This is a genomic window from Vibrio sagamiensis NBRC 104589, assembly GCF_007990935.1.
In the GTDB taxonomy this organism is placed as follows: Bacteria; Pseudomonadota; Gammaproteobacteria; order Enterobacterales; family Vibrionaceae; genus Vibrio; species Vibrio sagamiensis.
Genome location: NZ_BJXJ01000010.1, coordinates 40,490 through 61,715, shown reverse-complemented (window position 1 = coordinate 61,715; position 21,226 = coordinate 40,490). Strand labels below are relative to the sequence as shown.

Sequence of the window (21,226 nt, the reverse complement as noted above, 5' to 3'; positions counted from 1 at the left end):
TTTTTATGGATTCGCGGACTTCTTTGGTCCGCGGATCCATAAATCCTTAATATAGAGCTTTTTCAGCAACCTTTTCCTGCGATACAAACCGTGTAGTCATCATTAAAACAACGTCCGTCAGTAGTCCCCCAAGTACCATGACTGACAGCTAATACCTTACATTTACCATGTTCTTTTAACTTATCCGTCGTTACTGAAAAATCAGTGTAGGGTGATTTAAAATTAAAGTTTAGCCAGTCATAACTACCAAATGGAACGGTAAGCTCTGAGCCATCTAATGGAAATAGACGGAGATATTCCATTTGTTTACTATGCCGAGATTTCCCTTGGACATTAAAGACAGAGAAGACAGAACAATTTCCTTCTGGACAGTTAGGGTTAGCAGTGTGATTAATGATCTTAAAAACTTTTGGAGTAAATCCGTCACGTTCAACGAAGTCTTGATTACCATTACGGAAATAACATTGTTGCTCAGGTGAGCAGCCAGCAAAATCTGGCTTCTTATGAGTTTGGTTTGAATAATCAAGTAAACGATTAAAGGCTTGTTTTTTACTATTTTCTATTTGAGGTCGAAAACCTTTAGATTCATAGATATCAGAGATAATTGCTGTTGATCTATGATTGTTGATACTCATTAAGTTCTGGTCAATGAAGTGGGCAGCTAGGATAAAATGGGTTTTTGTTGAGGGGTGCACAGATCCACCAACAATGGCTTTATTGACTAAAGATGGGCGATATGGGATCAGTGAGTCTTTAACAAAACCGTCGATCGGGCCTACAGTGACCGATGCAACACCAGCTGAACCTGCAGTTTCGTTTATACCCCGAAGATTGAAAACACCAAGAAAATTACTGCTATCATTAATACTTCTGACGATGGAGCTATTTTCACTTGGCTCATTCTCTATTGTTTTGGGTTGGCCCCAGATTTGTGAGGACAAATCATGTTGGTAATAGTTATTGTATAAACCATCAGAAAATCCGTATTTTACTCTATTGTAGGTTATATCTTTTAACCATTTTTCGGTCGCAATATGGATGAAATTAATATGAGGATATTCATTTTGTAGTTGGACATAAAGCTGCCAAAGTTTTTGATTAAAAGCAGTAATTTCAGCTTGAAAATCTTCAAAGCTGGTTTTGGTCACTCCATCTTTGAAAGAATGATAAAGTTGAGGGGCGATAGTAATATCTGGTAACTCAAATAGCGCAATAGCAAGTTTTTCTTGTTCTTCAAATGTAAGTTTGGTAATAAAGTCTGCGCGAATAGAGCGTGCTAAAGAATTGAAAACGATTGGATAATCTTCTGGAATCTCCCCTCCAGCCATAGCCATAAAATCATTTCCTCCCATTAAAAATGTGGTTAATATTCTACGTTCTTTGGTAGCATCTAATAGTTGGGATTTTAGGTGTGGTAAGGCTGTGGTTAACTCATCAACTAAGTTAGGAGACATTGGGAGCCCTGACGGCATAAAAACGATATCAATTCCGAGTTTATTGAGGTGTATTGCTGAGCTTAGATTTGCATCAAACCTTCGCGAAATACGCATGCCTCCAAAAGCATAATTATTGACTGGGATTCCTGTTAAAATTGAGACATAATCCGGCCACATTAAACCATCAGACCAGCGACCATTATAGAACGGCCCTTTTGGTAAATCACCTCCACTGAGAGCAAAGGAGTTATGGGTATCAGTTAGACTATCGCCAAATAAAAACATCTCCTTATAAGGGGTTGTGTTTTTTGGTAGTTTGGATATTGTGACATAATAAGTTGGAGTCTGGTTGGTACTTGGATAATAGTTAAGTAAAAAACGGTTGTGCCCTGATATTTGCTGATTACATTTATTCAGTCTTGAGTCGTAATTGTAGGAACACCAACGAATAACCATGTTATCAACGATGAATGTACCTTGCATTGAGCCAGCGCCAGAATTTGCAGCAATCTTATAGTTAATGGTGTTATTACCAATAATTAAGGATTGATCCTGGTTTCTTTTCATCCATTTTTGGTATTTAATTGCCGGATTACCATGACATGATTCAAAGTCTAATGCAGTAAAGTTGGGCCAAGTAATTGCTTTACCCATACCTGACATATTAATGGTGAAGTCCAAAGCAGAAGAAAATTTCATACTCCAATTACTTTTAGACCCATCTGCTGATACTGCATTGGGATAAAGTTTAGTTTGCGTGCATTGTTCCGGTAGTAAAAGGCTAACAACACCTTCTAAAGCCACAGTTTGTTTAGCTTTTAAAGTATGACGGTCAATAATATGTTGTAGATTTACACTGGATATAGGAATAGATTGCCCCGTATTGTTCTTAAAAACAATGTTTAATGAGCGTGTAGGCTCGAGAGCATAAGAGTTGAGTTGAAATACAAACAGGACTGACAAAAATAGATTTCTTATGAGCTTTGATACCATAATATTTACTACTGATAAAATAATTCAATTAGGGGCTATTATAAAAAATAACTTAAGAATTAAGATGAACCATAATAGTGAATTCTATAAATAAAATTATATTTTGATTAACTTGGAAGTCTCAAGTTACTTGTTGATTATACATCAATAATAACCATGATATGAACAATGTAAAGTCCATAATTTATTTTAATTAACCTTCATTTTTTTTAATAAATGAAGTTTTCTATATTTTCTATTTTAATGCTAGGTTATTTGCTCTAATAAATTTGCTACTGATTATTGTTATTTCTTCATAGTTGCTATACCTTAATTGAAACAATAAAGAATTATAAGGGTATCTAATGAAAAAAGTAAAAAAACCACCTTGCTCCTTACTTCTCATACTTTGCTTTTTTTCTGGAAGTACAATTTCTGAACAAGACAACGGTCCAATTTTTTGGCAATGCTATTATAATCCTGTAAGTTGTTTTTGAATCTATAAATAAAGTCTTTATATTGATTTTTAATTTCACTTTTCAATACACCAAAGGGAGTCAATATCTTCCATAGGATGATTTTTATTCTACTTTTGAACAGGTGATTTATGATAGTGACTGCTCTTTCAAGCTTTTACATTTAGTATATTACTCTAAAATCAAAGCTATTATTATCTTCTGCAAAGTCTGTGATTTGAAAAACGACCCTAAAAATTTAAATATTCTATGATTTAACTTATTTATTTATCTAAGTAAGATATGTTGAAGAGATTATTTTTTTTGTTCATTATTTTTCTTGTCCAGACTACGTCTTTAGCTGGTATATCTCCTCCTCCTTCGCGTTGGCAGCCTGAGTATACAATGAATATCCTTATATTAAAGGATAATACAGTTGACATGGATGAGAACTTTTTAGAATATGCTCAAGCCCGAGTCTCACTACTTAACTCTGTTCTAAAGCGTTCGCGAGCTAATGTAAAAGCAAAACTTGTAGGTGCAAACACTTTAGATATGGCTTTTTATAATATTGAAGATTTTGCGTTCAATCAAAGTGTCAGAAAAATGAAAGAAGATAAACATGCTCATATTGTATTCTTATTTAGTGAACTAAATTTTGACACCTCACAATGTGGTCTTGGTGCTGTTACTAAAGTCAATGAAACGGCATATTCCGCTGGGCGTTATGAGAGTTTTTTCTGTTCAAGTGGCGATACGTTTGTTCATGAAGTCGGCCATAATTTGGGGTTGACCCATACTTCCAATGAACACAGTCTCGCTCAATATGCAGCAGGTCATGGTACGCTTTTTTGGGTGACAGTGATGGCTTATCATTTTTATCATGGAGGTTTGATTAGAAAACAGATTTTTTCTAATCCCGAAGTGCAGTGTGATACTTTTTCCCAGTGTGGTGATACTGAAAGTGCTGATGCCGTTCGTTTTATCAATCAAAATGTTGGGCGATTTATAAGGAACAATTAAACGAAGTGATGAGAATAAGATATTCATACACACTACTTACAACTATAACCATTCTAATTTTAGTGATTGGGTGTTGTTATTATTTGTCAGATGACCCAGAAGAATACCGAATCGTCGTATCTGAAGCAGGGGTTAAAGCACATGAACCTATAAAAAAATCTGGACAACTCCCAGTTAAAAAGCCAACTCTTTTTAGAGATATTACCGATGTGGATCCTGTATCTTACCTTGGACAATATCACGGTGTCTTCAGTTTAAATTTATCCGCTTCAAATAGAATCTCAATCGGATCTGTTATCCGATTACAATTGCCAGACGAAAAGTTACAACTTAAAGTTGTGGATATCTATCCGGATGAAAACCGTTTAATTTATGAGTTTCAGGGGGAAAGCGGTGCAAACAGCCTACTTGTCTTTTTCCCACAAAATGGCCGAGCTTATGTTCGTTTAGAAACAAAAACGATGCTGTTTGAAACGGATCTTGATTCAAATGGTGTTGGGTATTTTTATAACCTCAAGGAGGCTGCCATAAATGGTTTGGCATCCCCCTATATAAATGATGAAATTAAGCTTCCTTTGCATTTGAAGGCTAATCTACGATAATAACAGAAGGAAGTGGGTACTCTCCTTTTTTCAACATAGTTTCTGCATAGCTAAACCCCACTCGAGCCCGAAAGACGGCGATGGGTGCAAGTGAGGTACCAGCTAGTTTAGAAAATATGCGCTGTGCTTTCTGCTTAATTTTAGAAATTTGAGGGTGGCTGAAGTTTTGAGTTGGTGCTCTTGTCTCCTCTGCAAACCATGTTGTTAGCTCTGAATCATTATGATATTGAGTTCTTCCCATTTCATAATGAGAAGTATTGACTTCTGTTAATTGAGTATCACTGCTTGCGTATTTATATTCTACCGAAGTAGGAATAGTGACATTTGCATCGGCTTCTAAAAACATGCTTGGGTGTTTATCTATTCCCTGAAGAGCTGATTCAACTAATTCCGACAAATATGATATTGAATGGCAGAAGGTTACAGGATCTGCTTCTGCCAGAACACCAATAGCAAACCCCAAAGAACAGCCTGCAATAGAACTGCTGATATCTCCTGCTAACCATTCACCTAGGTTAGTCGTATCTTTAGCTGCAATTTCGACTAAAAAGCTGCCTGATAATGGTGTTGCCTTGAAAGAAAGCTCAGGTTTATGGATTTTGCTTAAGCTGTGTTTGCCAAAAACGTGGCCAAGTTTCCATAGGTCGAGTTTACTTTCTATACCTGCAGTAAACTTTTTAGCGTAAAGATTGTGCTGTTTAAAGTATTTCCACTGAGATCCACCAACAGATTGTAACTGAAAAGGCAACTTACCACCGTGTTTTCTGACCATCCTAGGAGAAATATCTACACCTGATTGAAAAGGTTCATTATCTTTGAAATGAGGTAATTTAGCAGAGGAGACTTTTATCGCATCTCTAAATGACACCGATAACCATATGGTTGGCATGTTACAGTCTAATTGGATATCTTCCGTACAGTATCCATTGTTTGATTTTTCCCATGGATTCCCTTTCATTGCTGCAATTGGTGCTGTTATCGAAATTTCGATATCTAATTCATCACTCAAAAAAGCAAATTCTGGATTGGTCATATCAAGCCCAAGTCTCATTAGCCAAGAAAACTTTCCTTGACTAGCAATATGATCATTTATTGTATAATAGTCTGGCCAGCCCTCAAGAGTTGCCAGTTGACCACTCATGAATCTTAACGTTTCTGGTTTGTTTTTGGTATGCATTGGCAGAGTAAACAGTAGACTTTCTAGTGAGACTTCGTGTAGCTCCGTGGCCAACATCACGGCATCTCTAAAGCGAGCACCAACATCTCCAGTAACTTGACAGAGAGCAGGGGACAAACCAAATAACTTACAACGCCACCAATTGAGTAAATGGCCAAGCTCTTCGAAATAAAATTTATAAAAATCTTCACTTTGTAATGAGACGAGGTCCTTGTTGAGAACAATCATTGCGTGTTGTTCATTAAAAATCATAGCAGCAGGCCGGGCTCCCAATAGTTGAGTGTCCCCCCAATAAGGCATTCGAGCATTTTGATAGATAGGATCTTGAAGTACCTCTAATAATGCCTTATTTACTTTGCGACTTGTCCAAGCAGTAAACTTCGGGTTTTGTTGAGTGATCTTGGCATAATCGGCTCCAAATGCATGCCTAAACAGTGCACTGACTTCATTATTATAGCGATTGATGATAATTTCACTTTGTGAGGTAGGTGGTAGATAAAATTTCTTTTTGGCTCGAGACTCAACCTCTGAATCACCTTGCCAAAAGTCGTAGGGAATAGGGGAGAGTTGTGCTCTTAAATCAACCAAACTTTGAGACGCAATGTCTCTAATTGGTTTTTTATTTTCAGATATTTTCCATAAACCCGTTTGACGCAGGCTTTCAATGGCTTCGTCTCCTAAATGGTTGATCGTATCACTCACAAATTCTTGCAGAACTTGACCAATTTGATCGTGTGCTAAGTAATTCAAGCCATGAGTGATTAACTTTAACTTACTTTGGTCGAGAGGTTTATCTTCGGTTTCTATTTCAATAACGCCTTCTAATGCATCACCTACTGGCCCCGTTAACCCTAGTAGCATCTTTCTTAAATTTTTTGAACTAGGGTGATTGGCATAAGCCGAAATATGATCTAATTCTTTATCTAAAAAAGGGATTGCTTTAAGAGAATTAAGTACAATTTGATCGAGATTAGATTCCATTTCATAGTCTTTTATGGCTGCGTTGTAGTCAACGTGTGCCTTTTCTAGGTTTATGTTATTTTGGTTAAGAAGTGTAATCAGTTCTTCGAGAGTTTGATTTTCTTCTTGAAGTAGTGCTCTGAAATGTTTTGTTCTTCTTTCCGATAGTGCTGAGATTAAATTCTGTTGAGCAAGATTTTTTTCTATACTGTCTCGTTCATTAAGTATGCGCTGATTAGCTTTGCTCTCCGCATCAAGTGCAAAATATGCTTTGGAAATATCATTGTATTGTTTCGATAAAACAGAGCAGGTGATAATGCCTGGTATGTTCCACCATGCTAAACCACAGGTTAAAGCTCGAGCTTGATATTTTGAATTACGAATCACGCTGAGATCTTTTAAGCGTTTAGCATAGTCTTTGCTACTGATTTGGTCTTCGAGGCTGATGTTATTAATCAATTTTGACAGGTGAGAAATCTTTTTATGTTTATTTTTTATGGCAATATTAAGGCCTCTCCTTCGGTAGAGTTGATCAATATTGCTTAACATACTGCACCAATGGTGAGGGTTATCATAACCAGATATGCCCCATATTTTTGTGTGTTGTTGTCCGCAAGTAAGAGGCTTTGCAATATTAATACTATTAGAGGAATCTGTGATATACGCCCCTTCTTGATACCAACTTTGCCCTAAAAAGACCCAACTCATTCTATTATTTGGCTCTAAAATGTTTAATAGACCGTTAGGGAGGGATACATCGATATTATAAGGAGCACTCATCGATACAATGACTCTAGCTCCTTGTTTGACCTTGTTAGGCAGAACAATACTCTGTATATTATGCCCTGATTTTATGTTGATAGTAACTTCGTTATGACTGAATAGTAAAAGCTTGATAGGTTCAGGGTTATGGTTCATTTTATGCAAAGAGTTATCGTCAGCGACAGTTATTTTCTTAGAATAATCCGGTTGCCAAATACAATTCTTACCATCAATTGAATAGCATTGTACATCACCGTTACTGTTTATCCGATACCAAAGAGAGATGCCTAGTGGTGCCCCATCAAACCATATCATCTTGCTATTGTTTACTTGGTCATTATAATTGTTGGCACTAGTGATAAATACAATAAAAAAGCTTGTAAAAAAAATAAATAACGTAATAATCTTCATAACTAAATTTTATATAATGCGTTTTTTTTTAAAATACATTCCTTTTGTTTCAGTAATATTTCAAAGTGCCTTTTAACTTTTTTATAGATTTCATTTATCTTGAAGTAATGCTCTTTTTTATGTTTTATTAATTTTACTTATAATTAAATATGACATTTATTATATTTTTTTGATAGTAACCATATTTTGGTAAGTATTTATTAAAAATGCTCAATTACTAGATTTACATCGATAGTATAAGTTTTCTTGGTGACCGTTGGTTGTTGAACATAAAAAGTGATACTGCTCCTAGTTTATTAAAAAAAACACTTACCATTTTTAAAAATGCTACACTTTTAATATGGTTATTGTTCTTAAATGATTGAATTTAAAATAAGGAGTTAGCTATGAAAAAAACAATTTCATTAGTACTGGTTTTTCTTTCTTTTTCAATAAATGCTGGTCAAAATAAAATTTGTGATACATCAAATATGGAGCAAGTGATATGGCAAAAAGTTGCTCCCAATCCTATCGTAAGTCGTGGTTTAGAGTTGTTGCTTCATCAGATCGGCTTTCAAGCAGAGTTAAAGCAGGTGAGGAATGTTCTGACACAGTTTGTTCGTGGCAACGAAACACACTATGCTATTGAATTTGAAGTTGAAAATGGTGATGTATGGAGTGGGGTCGTCTTTGATAACCATAGAGGTGAATTAATGGTGGAACAAAGTGTAAGGAATCGAGAACTTTGCCCACCATCAATAAGTGCTATTGCTAACTAAGGTGTGATTTGTGCGCGCTAGTTCATTATCTATAAACTTTAAAGCAAGTGTCGATTTTTATATCAGCGTTTGCTTTATTTTAGGTTAATCGCCGGTTTATAGTGTGGCGGTAGTTTATCAAAAAACCTTTTTACTCCGTGCAGAGTTATAAATTAAATCCAAAAAAAGAAATAAATAAAGCAAATAAAAGCGAGAAGGGTTGCAGATAAAATCGGATATATAATATATGACTCTTGTTGATGAGTTCGTTGAAAGCACAGACTTACTAATAAAAAATTATATACAACAAGAAGAAAGCTGATTATTGCGCCGTTATTGAGTGTTAAGCTAGACAATTGAAATAAGAAAAATGCTAAGAGTAAATAATCTATAATGATAAGCCAAAGAAAGCCCTTTCTTACAGAGTCTTGTTTTTTTGTGCTTTGAACGTGTTTAGCCATGAGTTATTTTAAAATATTTGCGCTTGCTACTTCACAAGCGCTTATGTTGATTTGATAGTTATAGTTTATTAAAAAAATCGACCTTATTCAGTTACCTTCGCTAAGATTTTTTGCCTAGATACTGGTTGGTTCATTGTTGCATTATGTTTGGCTTTGTCCAACTCACTGTCGTTATGACCGAATAGTCCCTCCAACATTTCTTGAGCTGGTGTAGTTAAGATAAATAGCTCAATGCGACGGTTTTCACTTGATTCTGGCTGTTCTGGGCTAAGAGGTAAGCGACTCGACATTCCAGTAACTTGAAAAATACGACTCTCTGGCATCCCCCCGGTAACAAGTGTACTTCTTGCCACGCCGGCTCGAGCAGAGGACAAGTCCCAATTTGAGCGTTTACCTAGATTATTCTTAAAAGGTATGGAGTCCGTATGGCCACTAATAATCATGGCATTCGTCACTCGTTTAAAAACAGGAGCAAATACCAAGAGTAAATCTTCAAAGAAAGGAGTCAATGTTGAATCTCCACGAGTGAACATATTATTATGTTTATCATCTTGAAGTACCAATCGGAGCCCTTGTGGCACAACGCTGATATTAACATTGCCTTCTGCGCTGCTTTGCTTGACTAACTCTTCTACTATTTTTGCTAGTTGAGCCAGTTGCTCTTGTGTATCGAATTGACCCGGAATAAGGGCATCCATTTCTGGACCCTCACCATTTCCTTGAAAATACGAATGGACAATGTGATTTGAGTCATGTTGACTTGGCACTGATGAATCTTGTGCCAAGTCGATTGGAGATATACTCTGCTCGGAATCAAATGGATTACCGTAACTTTTATCGAACACACTTGAACTGTGAAGGTGGGCCATTATGGCTTTTCTATCTTCTTTATCTACAACTTGCATTACCCAAAGAACAAGAAATAGTGCCATTAAAGCAATCATAAAGTCGGCAAATGCGACTTTCCAAGCTCCTGAGTGAAAATCCTCGTCATAGCGTGTCCGAGCACGTTTAAATACCACTTGTTCCTGATTTTGCATTATCCCTCCTGTTCAGCTAGCCATTTCTCCATCTGGTTAAAGGTGGGTTTAATGTCTAACTGAATATGTTTACGACCAGCATCAATTGCGAGAAGTGTTGGTTTTTTGGCGACATAGGCCACCAATGTTGCTCGAACACATTCGAATGCTGTCATGTTACGTTTGACTCGTTGAGCCATGGCATTGCTGAGAGGATCTAAACAGCAGTAACAACCAAATATACCGATAAAAGTTCCTACCAATGCTGCTGCGACATGGTAGCCAATTAAGGCAACTGAACCATCAATAGATTGCATAGTAATAATGATGCCACCAACCGCTGCAAGAATACCGAAGCCTGGTAGTGCTTCAGCAGTTCGTTGCATAGAGCGTGAAGGCAATAACATTTCAGTTTCAATGGCATCAATCTCTTGCTCTAAAAGCCCCTCTAATTCATGAGGCGACATTTGCCCCATTGCCATTAAGCGCAAATTGTCGGTAATAAAAGAAATAAGGCGTGGGTCTTCACTGACTTGTGGGTATGCAAGAAACATCGAGCTTTGTTCCGGTGCTTCGATATGTGAATCAAGAAACTTATAGCCTCTACTCCTTACTGTTTCAAGTAAATTGTTCAGTAGAGCCATCAGCTCCATATAGTATTCATATTCTTCTTTTTTACCGGCGATTGTAGCACGTATTTGCCAGCGCATTTCTTTTAGAACTTGCGGTGGGTTACCAATAATTAGTGACCCTGCGGTTGCTCCTATAATAATAATAAATTCAGCAGGTTGCCAAATGGCACCAAGGTGCCCTCCTGCCCATACGTAACCACCAAAAACACAAATTAAAACGGTAATGGCTCCAAAAAATTTTTGCATTTTGTCACTCCTAAGACGACAGTAACTGGTTGAGTTGCTTTAGTGCTTGCTTGTGCAATTGACAAATCCGTGGAGGAGTTAAGTCAAGCACAAGTGCAATTTCGTGTAAGTTGAGTTCATGTTGGTAAAATAAGCTCAGCAGCAATTGATCACGAGCCGAAAGTTTATGAAGAACACTTTCAAGGCTTCGGCGCAGGTGTTCATGCTCCATTCCGTCATATTGTCCGCCAATAAGGCTGTCTCCACTAAACTCCAGAATTTGATCGAGACTTTGCATCTCTCCTGCTAATGCGGCATTTTGCCTACGCATATAGTCTTTCTCGTCGATATTCAAAGCTTGAATCAGTTCACTATCAGAAGGAACTCTTCCAAGTTTTCGGGTCAACTCTCTCGTCATATCATTTAACTCATGAGCTTTTTGCCGAGTGTTTCGAGACCGCCAATCTAAGCGGCGAAGCTCATCCAATATTGCTCCTCGAATACGACATACTGCAAAAGCAGAGAAATGAGGGTCATCAACATCCTGATAGCGTCTTCCTGCCTCAATTAATGCGAACAGTCCGATTTGTTGCATGTCATCAAGACTGCAATGAGGTGAAACATGAATACGGAATTGGTTGACAACCCGCTTTACCATTTTGAGGTGGCGCTGCAGTAATGCGTTTTCATCAAGCGGAGGGTAAGGTGGTGTTGAAATTTCTTCGGTTTGATAACTTTGAGACGAATTCATTTCCAGCATGACCATTCTCCCTTATTGGATCACAAACTTGGTCACCAAAACATCATCGATATCTCTTACAAGATCAGTCTTGGCAAAGGTTTCAAGTAAGGTTTGTTTAGCTTCTGCTTGGAGGTATTCGATAGCGTCAGCTTGTTGTAATTCATCCAAGCTCTTTTGACTGAATACTTTGATCATCGCGTTTTGTACGACAGGTAAATAATGATCGATATTTTTCATTTGTTCTGGACGGCGAGTTTCAATAGCAAGTTCAAGCATGACAAAATGTGAGCGTTTCTCCCCTTTAATACTGACAATAATCTTGTCGAGTGTATGAAAACGAGGTTCTTTACTTGCGAGTTCTTCTTTATCGAAAAACTGAGATAATTGGCTAGCACCTTCGTCGATATTTAAAAGATTTTTTTGCTGAGTCAAATACCAAATACTGCCTGTCACTACAGCGAATGAAACCAGTGTGATGGTGATGATCATACTAATAAAAAGTAGGATCATTTGTTTTTTAGTCATCATATTTTTCCTTGGTGATTAATTAAGCATGTGTGTTTAACCAATGCTCTGAGTGATAGAAAAAAGAATCCTTATTCGTCAGGGTAGGTTGGTGATTTGTCGCCACTGCTACTTCTTCATCGCTGTATGAACGTGAAGAAGAATCTTGACCTGACTCAGAGCCGACGTTGACGTTGACATGTACAAAATGCTGTTCTTGTAGCTCTACTCTTAATCGTTCAGATATTTGTGCGAGTGCTTCTCGGGTTGTTGCCATATTAGCGTTGAGTTGTACATTTAGACGATCGCCCTCGACACGCACTAATATTTCTAGCTTTCCTAAATCTGGTGGGTCGAGACGAATTTTAGCCTCTTGAATATTTTGTTGAGCTTGCAATGTTACTCGGTCTTGAAGGACCTGCATCATTTGATCCCCCCAGCGGCCCGAATGGGTATTTACTTTTATTGCTGCCCACTCTCCGCTATCTACAACGACCGAAGTATTTACAGATGGACTTTGGGTAATAGGTAGCGTATTGGTTGATGATTTTTGTGTGTTGTTGACGGCAGCCGTTTCATTGTTTGGCAAAAGAGCCTGAACTTGAAGCGCATCAGAAGTCATTCCAATATTCACAGGTTTGGTATGCATAGTGATAATATTTTGGCCATTGTTTCTATCCATCTTGACCAAATTTTGATGGATCACTGAAGGTGTGTTTCCAAGCACTAATAGTCCCATACCACTTTGGTCAGTTTGTTGTTCATTTTGACGTTGATCCCCGACTGAATTTTGTATAAGCCCGGATGAATCACTACTTGGTAAGAAAGTGAGCTTAAAGCTTGGAATAGAGTTTTTTATCGCCTTATCATTTGATGTTGCTAAGACAGCTTCGGATAGATCGTTTCGTTCTATTCGTTCTGTTGTGAGCTGCTTGCCAAAAGCAGGATGAAGTAAAATATTCGGCGCTATCATATTGGTGAACATCATAGGACGATCCCTTTTGGTGTAGTGAATTGATACGCCATTGCTCGATCTTGTAGGCCACGAGCTTGCTGCATTTCTTGTTCAATTGTTTGAGTGGCAGTGCGTAATTTTTCGCATGCCTTGTTGTGTTCCGCTTTGAGTTCAAGAATAGCTTTGGTGAGGTCAGGGTGGTTTGGTACTTTTTGACCATCAAACAATAATTGACGTAAGAGTAAGTCATAACGTTTTAATGCTGCCCAATCTTGCGCATCGGCTGCATAGCGAATTTGGCTCGATAACTGGCGATATTGTTGGGGCGAATGTTTATGCTTGTTGTCCAAAACTGACCCAGCCTTCTCTAATGTTACCCATGACACGCTCGACATTAGTTAAACGGTCTGCGTCATTATGTATGCTTGTGTAATACAACTCGACTTGGCAGAACTCGTAGAGTTGATGCAAACTTTGTGCAATTTCACCTCCATTCTTCTCATCTAATGCACTGCTTAGCCCAACAAGAATATTCATACATTTATTGATGCTATTGCTTTTTTCTTCTAAACGATTAGCGACTAAATGACCGCGTACACGCTCAACTTCATTGAGTAATCCATCGATAAGCATGACTACCAGTTGGTGAGGGTTAGCTGAAGCTGCTTGAGCATCAACATCGACTTGTTGATATGAGTCGTAGCCGGAATCCATGAGCATAAAACTTCTCCTTAAGTATCTTAGCCAAACATTGACATGGTTTGGTTCATTTGGGTCATTAGGGTGTTCATTTGAGTGAATTGTTTAAGGTAGCGCTGATATGATATTTCGTACCTGCGTTCGAGTGTTTCCTGTTTATCCTCGATACGTTCAATACTATTTCGAAGAGTTTCCTTTCTAGAATTAAGTAAACCAGAAGAAAAACTCAGCAGTGGGGCCAAAATGGCATCAAGAGAATTAAATAGGCCTTTCTCACCTTGAAATACTTTTTCTAATGCCACGCTATTTTTTCTTTGTGCTTGTTCAAACTTATCTTGGTCCAGAGTCATTTTGCCACTTCGATCTAAACTGATACCGATTTGGCTAAGTCGCATGCCTTGAAATTGACCTCTGGAAATTAACTTGAGCTCATTTTTAAGAGAACGTATTGTTGGGTCACTGGCTAAAACGCCGCGCGATCGATTGTCTGTTCCAATTTGTGTATAGGAATCCAGTGTCGAAGCTAATTTGTTATAGGCTTCAATGAAACTATCAACTTGTGCTTTGGTACTTTCTTTATCAATGGCAATGTCTAATGTAATTGGTGACTCTCCCGATTTTTGTGCTTTGGTAACGGTAAGATCAACGCCATCAATCATGTCTTCAAATTGATTACTTGGATTTGTAAGCTTAAGGCCAGTGCCTTGGCTGCCGAGCCAAATGACAGCATCTTGAGCTGAACTTAAGATGTTTGGGTTATTCAACGCATTTTCAAACCCTGCCTGATTGGTATTAGAGACTTGGATTTCAATACTATTATTGACTCCAGTTTCTGAGCTGGTAAGCATAAAGTGAGTTTGGCCATTGGAGCGAACCAGTGTTGCATTCACTCCCGGATTTTTTGAGCTATTATTGATCGCTTTAACCAGCGTAGTCATAGTAGGCTGACCATTATCTCCCTTTTCTATGTCTGCCAAGTTAAGTTGTAAATTCTTGCCATTAACCGAGAGAGTCAGGCTGCCAAAACTAGGAATACTGTCATTACCGTTGCCGGGTATCGTCATAGATATTTGGTGAGAGGTTGCGATCTGCTCGACAAAAACTTGGTAGCGTCCTGGTAATGCTTTTGCTGTTGTGGTCGTTGATAGATAACCGTCATCAGAGAATGTCACGCTATTTTGGATGACGCTCTGGTTATCTTTGTTTATAGCATCAATAGCCGATCGAAATTCACGTAAGGCATTTTCTACTTTTCCAACCGCTCCTAGTTGCGTTTGAAACTGTGTAGCTTGTTTTTGGTTCTGCTGCTGAAACGGTTGAACATCCAGAGTAGCAAACTGGGTTGCCATCGTAATTGGATCTAATGAACTCATGAGATTGCTCCTTTCTCGTTGATATTGATTTACTCTTCTTGCTGTAATAAGTGGATAAAGAGCAAGATGTGTGCCTTTTTTATTATTGTTTTAAAACAATAACTTATTGTTTACTTTCTCTTATTTAGGAAGGTTGACTTCCGTTTGTTGGTTTCCGTTTCCCCATTAAATTCATCAAACCCACTAAGTTACTCTATCCGGTATTGATTCAAAGAAATGTTTATGGCTTTGGAAGAACGGGTACTATCTAGGTTCGTGAACTAAGAATGCTTTGAAGCCAGCACCTATCAGTTATGTGAGTAACAATAGTTTTCAAAATATATAGGCGGTTCAAATAATAAAAATCTTTAATCAAGGTATTGAAAAACATAGTTAAAGGTATGATAAATAAACCTATTAACCACCTCTGTACTAAAAGACTTGGCTGGAATGCTAATTTTTTTGAATGTATTTAGAGAAGGTAAATTGGAAAGGGGAATCTGGGGTGTAGTTACTGAACAATAGTTGAATGTTTATCTAGGCATTAAAAATGTGGTTAATAATAAAGTAAAGCCTCTCTTGAGGAGAGGCTTGGTGTATGGATGAAACTTTCATTAAGAAATGCTTACCAAATTAACGAAGCAGTGACATTGCCATGCTTGGTAGTTGGTTTGTTCTATTTAGAACTGTTGTACCTGCTTGCATCAGCATTTGATTTCTTGTCATATTTGATGATTCGACCGCAAAGTCAGCATCGGTAATACGACCTTTAGCCGCCGCTGTGTTTTCAACCATGTTGCCTAAGTTAGCAATAGTGTGCTCTAAGCGGTTAATGTTAGCACCGAATGCGGAACGAGCTGTACCCAGGTTGGCTAACAAGCCTTCAGAGCCTGTTTCACCAGTAAGAAGCGTCATAGCTGCTGAAGCATCTTCTGCAGATTTCAAACTACCAAGAGTTAGTGCGGCAGCATCACCAAGTGCAGTATTAATCGCTTGAACTTCCCCTGAAACGTTAGTTTCCAGTGTTTCGTTTTCTTGTGTTCCAATCTGGAAATTGACGGCATTTTGTTCAAATTGACCTTCACCTGTTTTTAGCAGTTTCTGACCACCAAAACTGGTTGTGTCCATAATATTAACAAGCTCTTTACCAAGTTGTTGGTATTCAGCATCCAGTGCCTTGCGATCTTCTTCTGAAGCTGAGCCGTTTGCTGATTGTGTCGCTAGGTCATTCATACGGTAAACGATGTTGGTCATTTCGTCCATCGCACCTTCTGCTGTTTGCATCATTGAAATGCCATCTTGAGCATTACGCATAGCAACATTCATGCCGCGCGTTTGAGATTCAAGACGTGTTGCGATTTGTAGACCAGCAGCATCGTCAGCAGCAGAGTTAATACGGTAACCCGTGCTTAAGCGTTCCATCGCAGTGCTTAGTAGGTTATTTGTGTTGTTCAGTGTATTTTGAGTCACCATTGCAGCGTAGTTAGTGTGCATAGATAAAGCCATTGTAATCTCCTTGGTTTATTACTATTTTAAGCGGGCTTTTGGGATATTCCCTGTTCATTATTTACAGACGGCCAATGGATTTGTTTTGTTAATCGCAATTTGAACTTTTTTATTAAAGGAGCGCTTTAGGCTATTTATTGTGAATAAAAGTCACATAAATCGTTATATTACTTTAGATTTTGGCTTAAATGTGTGGGGATTTTGGACAGGATATACTTATCCCTTGTGGTTAATTAGGTATAAAAAACCGAGCTTAATTCTTTATAAGCTCGGTGTAATTAAGAAATACAGTGTGAATTAACCTAAGTTACCAACCACATTAATACTTTTGTTCTCAGGGATTTCATTATAAGACAATACGGCAAGTCCTTGCGTAAAGGCTCGTGCGTAGCGAGCTAAGAGCGGACGTAACTGGGGGATGACTAATAGAATTGGTGGTAAGCCTTGTTGCTTAAGTTGCTGACGGATTAATGGCAAGTTTTGCTGAAATTGACTGAGAATATTGGGTTCGATTGGAAAACTGTCTAACATGACGTTGCCAGTCGCTTGTGCTTGTTGTAATGAAGCCAATAGCATCTGTTCAAGTTCATCTGACAGGGCGTAGACACTCAGCTCATCTTTGGATCCTGCGATCAGGTTGACTAAGGTTCTTCGCAGGGCACAGCGGACATCTGCAGAAATTAAGATCGGGTCTTTAGTATTTTCTGATGACTCTAGCATGGTGTTGGCAATTGAACGTATGTCTTGCAACGGTACTTGATCAAGCAGTAACTGGCGATATATTTTAAGTTGTTGAGCAGGCGTTAAAGCTGCAGTCAGAGCTTCAGCAAGTTTTGGTGCATAATGGGTAAGACGCTGTGTCATTGCTTCTACATCATCATGATTGAATAGCTCTGCTAAATGAGTCTTCATGACTTTACTGATATGAGTCGCAATGACGGTCCCATCATCAACAACTTGATAGCCTAAATTTAGGGCTTTGGCTTTATGCTGGTGTTCAATCCAGACCGCTGGTAAATGATAGGCGGGATCACTGCCTAAAATGCCATCGACTTCTCCATAGGTTTCACCTACGGCAATTGCCATTAGCCTTTCTGGTTCAATGAAGCCCTGTTCAATCATCTCTCCATTGAGAGAAATAGTATATTGATTGGGTTTTAAATTTAAATTATCTCGAATACGGACTTCTGGAAGTAGAAAACCGACTTGTTCTGAGAGGTTGCGTCTAACACCTTTGATGCGTTGGGTAAGAGGTGCACCTTGCTCTTTATTAACAAGGTGAACTAAACGGTAGCCTAGAGCTAAAGAAATGGAATTAATATGCGGTATATCGTTCCATGTTAATGGTGCTTCATCTTCTTGCATTGCATTGGCAAGAATTTCTACTTGCTCAATATCGGTTTGCCCGTTTTGTTTTTTACTCTGACGCCAGCCAGCAAAAGCCAGAGCAATGGCAAAGGTGAAAAAAGCCAGATGTGGCATACCGGGGACAAGGCCAATCACACCCATGATGGCCGCAACAGTAAAGATCGTCGCCGGTGTTGCCAGAAGTTGCTGCTGCATGGTCTCCGACATACTATTTTCACTGTCATTGATCCGTGTGACAATAATAGCGGCAGCCGTTGCCAAAAGAAGCGAAGGAATTTGGGCAACCAAGCCATCACCGATAGTGAGTAGGGCAAAGGTTTTAAATGCTTCTGATACGGGCAAATCGTATTCAAATACACCGATACTGACACCACCAATGATATTAATAAACAGAATTAATAACCCAGCAATGGCGTCACCACGGACAAATTTGGAAGCACCATCCATCGAACCATGAAAATCAGCTTCATTGGCGACTTCTTGACGGCGTTGACGTGCGGCTTCTTGGTCAATTAACCCAGCATTCAAATCAGCATCGATCGCCATTTGTTTACCTGGTAAAGCGTCAAGTGTAAAACGAGCAGAAACTTCAGAAATCCGCTCTCCCCCCTTGGTGATGACGACAAAGTTGATGATCATTAAGATGATAAACACCACAAGACCAACCACATAGTTACCACCGATAACGACTTCACCAAAGGCTTGAATCACTTTACCAGCGGCATCTCCACCATTGTGACCTTCAAGTAAGACAATACGTGTTGAAGCCACATTGAGTGTCAGGCGTAGTAAGGTAGCAACCAGTAGAATAGTTGGAAAAATTGAAAAATCCAGCGGCCTTTTTGCTGTTGTACTGACTAACAGTACTAGGATTGCTAAAACGATATTAAAAGTAAATAGTGCGTCTAGCAGTAATGGCGGCAATGGTAAAATAACCATCGCTAACACCATTAATAAGATAATTGGGATTCCAATATATCCACGAGTTGAAGTCTGAAAATGTTTTAACCAGTTCAGCATACTTTTGTTTCCTAGAGCCAATGCAGGCTAATCAGTGTTGTAAATGTTTTGGAATCGAAAACGACGGTAGAGGAGTTGGTTGTTCACCTCTTCCTTTACGAAATGATTTCAATTGCAAGACGTAATTGAGAATATGAGCAACGGCAACATAAAGTTGGCTTGGAATAGCTTGTTCAATTGCCGTTGTATGATAAATGGAGCGTGTTAATGGCGGAGCGTTAACCACTTCTACTTGATTTTCTCGGGCAATACGTTGAATGTGCATAGCCGTTTCGTCGATGCCCTTTGCTACAACGAAGGGAGCATCTGATAAAGATGGATCGTATTTTAAAGCCACCGCATAATGTGTTGGGTTAGTAATAATGACATCAGCTTTGGGGACAGCATTATTGATTTGACGTCGAGCGAATTGTTGCTGAACTTGTCTAATCCTTTGTTTAATTTCTGGACGTCCTTCGTTATTCTTGAATTCTTCTTTAAGCTCTTGTTTCGTCATTCTAAGTTCTTTGAGGTGTTCCCATTTTTGATAAGGAATGTCAATCAAACCGAACAGGAATAAAGCACATCCCAGCAACAATATACCCTCAAATAAAATCGTTGAGATCGTTACAAAACCTTGCTTCAAGGGTAAGGTTTGGATGTGTAATATTAGTGGAAGCTGGTGGCTTAGATAATGATATAAAAGGGCAAAAATAACGGTTACTTTAAGCGTTGATTTGATTAATTCAACCAGTGAACGTGTGGAAAAAATCCGTTTGATTCCCGAAATTGGATTGAGTTTATTGAGTTTAGGGATAAGGTTAGCGGGACGAAATAGCCATCCACCGACAACCATACTACTAGCTAAAACTACTATAGTAATTAGCAAGCAAAGCGGAAGAAGTAATTGGATAAGTATGCTAAGACTTTCACCCAATTGAATTAACATATGTTTTGGGTTATCAAGCAACTCTCTAGTTAACGTCATATTATAAATGAACATTCCAGAGAGACTTTCCCAAATGGAATCGAGCTGTGTTTGGAAAAAGACCAAAGTCGCTAAAAATATAATGGCGGCTGTAAACTCTTTTGCTCTGGGTATTTGACCTTCTTGACGTGCTTTTTTTATTTTTTGCGATGAGGCCTTCTCGGTTTTATCTTGTGATGTAGACTCGCTCATGCTCCCCCCTGAATAAAGTGGTTAAGGTATTGAAACATTTCATGAACTAACGTGGTGTAGCGGTTTGGTACCCCAGAAACAGAAAGTAGGACACTAAACAGGCCCAGTAACATTGTCATCGGGAAGCCAAGTGCATAGACGTTTAATGAAGGAGCAGCTCTATTCATGACACCGAAACTAATATTGGCTAATAGCATCGATACAATTGCAGGAAGTGCTAATGCTAAAGAGGCCATTAACATCCAGCCGAATACATTAATAATCACTTGTAATGAAAAGTCAGAGATCCCAGAGCCTACAGGCCAGATCACAAAGCTTTGGATAATAAGGTCAATAATGAGTAAATGACCTTCTAATGCTAAAAAAAGAAGGGTGGAGAACAATAAGAAGAGACGCCCAAGAATGGCAACAGAAAGGCCATTAATAGGATCATTCATCATTGCCATACCCAATCCCATTTGAAGGGAGACAATCTGGCCTAGCATAGTGAATACATTGAACAGCATATGCAGAACTAGGCCAAATAACATTCCCCAGACCACTTGTTCCAATGCAAGAAGAATAGTACCCACAGAGAAAAGTTCTAATGCCGGCATTGTCGGCATTAGAGGTGCGGTGATAATAACAATGGAGAGCGCAAGTAAACTGCGAACCCAGATAGGAATTAGTGCATCACCGTAAAAAGGTAATGAAACTAATACAGCAAACACACGAAAAAATGGCCACCAAAATTGGCCTAGTATTACTGACAACTCTTCAAATGTAATTGCCATTAACCTATCATCCCTGGAATATTGTGAAACAAGAAGTTAAATAGATCGATAATTTTTCTGAGCATCCAATGCCCAGAAAAAATAACCATTAATAAAGTGACGAATAGCCGTGGAAGAAAGCTCAAGGTTTGTTCATTAATCTGTGTTGCTGCCTGAAAAACGGCAATCCCCAAACCGACAATCAAACCTGGCACGACTAACACTGCAACGATAACGATGATTAACCATACGGCATCAGAAAACAGAGTAACGGTGAGTTCAGGTGTCATAATAGTG

At 38.5% G+C, this 21,226-nt stretch carries 19 protein-coding genes; 3 read left to right on the top strand and 16 right to left on the bottom strand.

The genetic code is table 11. The annotated features are described in order from the left end of the window. Positions 1-62: 62 nt before the first annotated feature. Complete coding sequence (locus VSA01S_RS06590) at positions 63-2,399, bottom strand: SGNH/GDSL hydrolase family protein (protein ID WP_227739637.1); 2,337 nt, start codon at positions 2,397-2,399, stop codon at positions 63-65. A gap of 905 nt (positions 2,400-3,304) precedes the next feature. Here VSA01S_RS06590 and VSA01S_RS06585 point away from each other — a divergent pair. Then, positions 3,305-3,886, top strand: coding sequence for a zinc-dependent metalloprotease family protein (locus VSA01S_RS06585; protein WP_039982117.1), 582 nt, complete (start codon positions 3,305-3,307; stop codon positions 3,884-3,886). Positions 3,887-3,969: 83 nt separating this feature from the next. Next, positions 3,970-4,488, top strand: a complete 519-nt coding sequence (locus tag VSA01S_RS06580; protein ID WP_039982116.1) for a hypothetical protein — start codon at positions 3,970-3,972, stop codon at positions 4,486-4,488. On the opposite strand, the gene VSA01S_RS06575 is transcribed toward VSA01S_RS06580, so the two are convergent. Next, complete coding sequence (locus tag VSA01S_RS06575; RefSeq protein ID WP_145993896.1) at positions 4,475-7,702, bottom strand: hypothetical protein; 3,228 nt, start codon at positions 7,700-7,702, stop codon at positions 4,475-4,477. The two genes, VSA01S_RS06580 and VSA01S_RS06575, sit on opposite strands and share 14 nt — an antisense overlap. A 482-nt stretch (positions 7,703-8,184) precedes the next feature. Here VSA01S_RS06575 and VSA01S_RS06570 point away from each other — a divergent pair, with 482 nt between their 5' ends. Then, a complete protein-coding gene (locus VSA01S_RS06570; protein ID WP_050567413.1) occupies positions 8,185-8,556 on the top strand; it encodes a hypothetical protein in 372 nt (123 codons plus the stop codon). A 152-nt stretch (positions 8,557-8,708) separates the two neighbouring features. Here VSA01S_RS06570 and VSA01S_RS20280 read toward each other — a convergent pair whose 3' ends face one another. From VSA01S_RS20280 to fliQ, 14 genes are all read right to left on the bottom strand, one after another. Then, positions 8,709-8,996, bottom strand: a complete 288-nt coding sequence (locus VSA01S_RS20280; RefSeq protein WP_083932301.1) for a hypothetical protein — start codon at positions 8,994-8,996, stop codon at positions 8,709-8,711. 83 nt (positions 8,997-9,079) lie between these two features. Continuing rightward, positions 9,080-10,036, bottom strand: coding sequence for a flagellar motor protein MotB (locus tag VSA01S_RS06560; protein WP_039982505.1), 957 nt, complete (start codon positions 10,034-10,036; stop codon positions 9,080-9,082). Beyond that, the gene (motA, locus tag VSA01S_RS06555; protein ID WP_039982504.1) at positions 10,036-10,893 is read right to left on the bottom strand and encodes a flagellar motor stator protein MotA; all 858 of its coding nucleotides are present in this window, start codon (positions 10,891-10,893) and stop codon (positions 10,036-10,038) included. Before motA ends, VSA01S_RS06560 begins: the two co-directional genes overlap by 1 nt. Positions 10,894-10,903: 10 nt before the next feature. Further along, a complete protein-coding gene (locus VSA01S_RS06550) occupies positions 10,904-11,632 on the bottom strand; it encodes a FliA/WhiG family RNA polymerase sigma factor (RefSeq protein ID WP_039982502.1) in 729 nt (242 codons plus the stop codon). Between the two features lie 12 nt (positions 11,633-11,644). Next, positions 11,645-12,139, bottom strand: a complete 495-nt coding sequence (locus VSA01S_RS06545; protein ID WP_039982500.1) for a flagellar basal body-associated FliL family protein — start codon at positions 12,137-12,139, stop codon at positions 11,645-11,647. A gap of 22 nt (positions 12,140-12,161) precedes the next feature. Continuing rightward, positions 12,162-13,106, bottom strand: coding sequence for a flagellar hook-length control protein FliK (locus VSA01S_RS20275; protein WP_050567412.1), 945 nt, complete (start codon positions 13,104-13,106; stop codon positions 12,162-12,164). After that, positions 13,103-13,423 carry a hypothetical protein gene (locus VSA01S_RS06535; protein WP_039982498.1) on the bottom strand — a complete coding sequence of 107 codons (321 nt, stop codon included), beginning with the start codon at positions 13,421-13,423 and terminating at the stop codon, positions 13,103-13,105. The genes VSA01S_RS20275 and VSA01S_RS06535 overlap by 4 nt, the downstream gene beginning before the upstream one ends. Then, positions 13,407-13,793 carry a flagellar export chaperone FliS gene (gene fliS / locus VSA01S_RS06530; RefSeq protein ID WP_039982496.1) on the bottom strand — a complete coding sequence of 129 codons (387 nt, stop codon included), beginning with the start codon at positions 13,791-13,793 and terminating at the stop codon, positions 13,407-13,409. The genes VSA01S_RS06535 and fliS overlap by 17 nt, the downstream gene beginning before the upstream one ends. A 20-nt stretch (positions 13,794-13,813) precedes the next feature. Beyond that, the gene (gene fliD / locus VSA01S_RS06525; RefSeq protein ID WP_039982494.1) at positions 13,814-15,145 is read right to left on the bottom strand and encodes a flagellar filament capping protein FliD; all 1,332 of its coding nucleotides are present in this window, start codon (positions 15,143-15,145) and stop codon (positions 13,814-13,816) included. Positions 15,146-15,757: 612 nt separating this feature from the next. Beyond that, a complete protein-coding gene (lafA, locus tag VSA01S_RS06520; RefSeq protein WP_039982492.1) occupies positions 15,758-16,630 on the bottom strand; it encodes a lateral flagellin LafA in 873 nt (290 codons plus the stop codon). A gap of 297 nt (positions 16,631-16,927) precedes the next feature. Further along, positions 16,928-19,018, bottom strand: coding sequence for a flagellar biosynthesis protein FlhA (gene flhA, locus VSA01S_RS06515; RefSeq protein ID WP_039982490.1), 2,091 nt, complete (start codon positions 19,016-19,018; stop codon positions 16,928-16,930). Positions 19,019-19,049: 31 nt separating this feature from the next. Then, positions 19,050-20,177 carry a flagellar biosynthesis protein FlhB gene (flhB, locus tag VSA01S_RS06510; RefSeq protein ID WP_039982488.1) on the bottom strand — a complete coding sequence of 376 codons (1,128 nt, stop codon included), beginning with the start codon at positions 20,175-20,177 and terminating at the stop codon, positions 19,050-19,052. Next, positions 20,174-20,950: a flagellar biosynthetic protein FliR gene (gene fliR / locus VSA01S_RS06505; RefSeq protein WP_039982486.1), complete on the bottom strand. Its 777-nt coding sequence runs from the start codon at positions 20,948-20,950 to the stop codon at positions 20,174-20,176. Before fliR ends, flhB begins: the two co-directional genes overlap by 4 nt. Then, entirely contained in the window at positions 20,950-21,219 is a 270-nt protein-coding gene (gene fliQ / locus VSA01S_RS06500) for a flagellar biosynthesis protein FliQ (RefSeq protein ID WP_039982485.1), read from the bottom strand. Before fliQ ends, fliR begins: the two co-directional genes overlap by 1 nt. Between the last annotated feature and the right edge of the window lie 7 nt (positions 21,220-21,226).